Source organism: Bartonella sp. AP57NXGY (assembly GCF_042195805.1).
In the GTDB taxonomy this organism is placed as follows: Bacteria; Pseudomonadota; Alphaproteobacteria; order Rhizobiales; family Rhizobiaceae; genus Bartonella.
Genome location: NZ_JBHIOZ010000174.1, coordinates 1 through 2573 on the forward strand (window position 1 = coordinate 1; position 2573 = coordinate 2573).

General features: G+C 33.3%; 1 pseudogene. It reads left to right on the plus strand.

Annotation, left to right across the window (positions count from 1 at the left end):
* Positions 1-1776 precede the first annotated feature (1776 nt).
* A pseudogene (locus tag ACFIL8_RS09100) lies at positions 1777-2364 on the plus strand (integrase arm-type DNA-binding domain-containing protein); the annotation flags it as partial.
* Between the last annotated feature and the right edge of the window lie 209 nt (positions 2365-2573).

The following is a 2573-nucleotide window of genomic DNA, read 5'->3' on the forward strand; positions in this document are numbered from 1 at the left end:
GCCCTTGGTTCTTGAGACAGTTCATGAGAGGACTTCTCAGGCTTTTCTTATATAACTTTTCTCCACACGCCAGCCCTACTTGTAACGTGCAAGTGAATGATTTTGATTAGTTCAACATGGAACAGATTTTAAATGAGAGAAATTTACGATATTCAAGATTTTAATTCAATATGAATAACGCTAAATTATGATTATAAATCAATATTTTGAATATTCAATTTAAAACATCTTTTATTTATACAAAAAGAACTTTATTGAGTGATTTCATTTTATAAATGAAAAAATTAGCTTTCTTGAGCATTTTTGTATATGAAAGATAAAGCGCTTGTTGTTAGATTTTCTTTTCATGCATTAATTTTCTCAAAACTGTTTGTTTAGAAGAACAAGCAATGGAAGTGTAAAGAAATCTTTATAGATAGCGACAACACATCGTAAAGAAAGAAATTATTTTATTGCTATAATAGGTTGTAAATAACAAAAAAATACAGTCCGTTTTTTTGTTAATAGTAAACGGATTAATATGCTTATTTTTTTATAATTTTATATTAAAATTGGTAACGTATTCTATCAGAAAAACTTGTCTCGGCTACACTTCTTTTAAAATTTTTTTTGATAGTTTACATCAATATAGAGAGTTAAATTGTGAAATAATTGTGTATTGTGCTAAACGCACCTTTAACGGCAGAATCTATCGGATTAAGATAAAAATGAATACCAATCTGTTTAGTATCATCAATATCAAAGTTTTTTAAGGAAGTTCACTTTCTCATATAAGGATGGGGTATGATCTTCTACGCTTCTAACAATAGTTTTTGTTAGATACCTACTTATCCGGATTAACTGGGAAGGCTGTCTGATTTAATTTTAAGATTATCAATATGTTAAAAGGCGTTAAAAATCAATTCCTTAGTACACAAATTATGTTTGTGCTTCAAAAGGTTAGTTCTCTGATGATTTTTTGCAAATTTTTGACAAATGATTGTTGAGGCAATTAACATTTTTACAGCATAACTTTAATAGTATTTTTTTATAGAAGTTTTAGAGATATTTGCTGGCCAGATATCATAAGGGAAGAGTGTAGCCATATGAAAACACTATTATGCTCTGTTATGTTGTAGCTATAATTGATGATTTATCCGGTATGCTTTTTTTGCATTTTCTATATCCTTTGGAGTGAATGAGAGTGGCTGTAGGTTCCTATCTATTTCAAATGTGCAGTGGTTAACTTTTCATTTTTCTAATATCATCTTTGCTTGGATAGCTCTATGGCGCATATTAGCACCATATCTATCTTCAAAGAGGAGCATAATCAAACGGTAGAGTTGTTGTACTTCCATAAGTGAAAAAGCAAGAAATCTTCTATTTTTTAAGATTTATTCTTAATGCTGTTATCTTTATATTATCTAAAAATACACTTTGCTTAGCTTTATGGGCAAATTCGATGATGAATAGCTGCGCAATCCGTGTGAAGAGGAGGAAAAGCGTATTTAAGTAGAAAAGAAAACACTTCAGGAAAAAATCGATTTCATGTACGAAAAGGCAGCATACTTTGTGACATATTCTAGATAAAAATACCTTATCTTTTATCTTAATAAAAATGGTATAATATGCTGATTTATAATGATAATTTATCGTTGATTTCATTGAGTTAGAGTTCTGAATAACGTAAGATTCTCTCATTTTAAACCTGTTTGTCTTAAATCAAGAAAAACCATTCTCTTGCACACCACAAGCGGGGCTGGCGTGTGGGTAAAAAATGTATAAGAAAGGACAAAAATGGCTCTTATGAATCGTCTCAAGAGCTAAGGGCTTTAGCAACACCCACGAGCTGGAAAATATAATGATGGTGCCGGATTGCTCCTTCACAAACGTAAAGATGGGGGTGCTCAATGGCTTTACCGTTATACCATTCATGGGCGCTGTCGCTAAATGGACTTGGGTGCTTTGAGAGATGTCTCTTTAAAACAAGCTCGTGAATTGGCAACTGGGTGGCGTGCTGTTTTACGTGAGGGGCGTGCCCCCATTAAAGAACGTGAGAAACGAAAACGTGAGGCAATGCGTAATCTCCATTACTTAAAAGACATTGCCTTAGATGCTTTTGAAAGTCGTAAAGCTGAATTAAAAAATGATGGTAAAGATGGAAACTGGTTTTCACCTTTAAAACTCCATATTCTCCCCAAATTAGGCTGTCTGCCTATTTCAGAGATTACACAAACAGAAATACGCAATATCCTCGCTCCCATCTGTCATACAAAAGCTGGAGCTGCTAATACAGCACTGATGCGTCTCAAGCTTTGTTTTAAACATGGGCGTTGCGCGTGGATGTTGATTTTACAGGCAGTAGAAAAAGCAAGGGCTCTCTTAAGGAGGGATAGTGTAGTGTTATTAGGATTTATATAAAGCGAAAAGGCAGCATATTGTGGCTGCCTTTTTTGTTAAATTGAATAGAATGAATAGGCTATTTTTACAGCCTTGATTTAAAACTGATAGCGCATGCCACCTGAAAAGCTTGCACCACTTATACCAGTTTTCTGAAGCTTTTGTTGATAACTTACATCACCATGAAGGGAGAA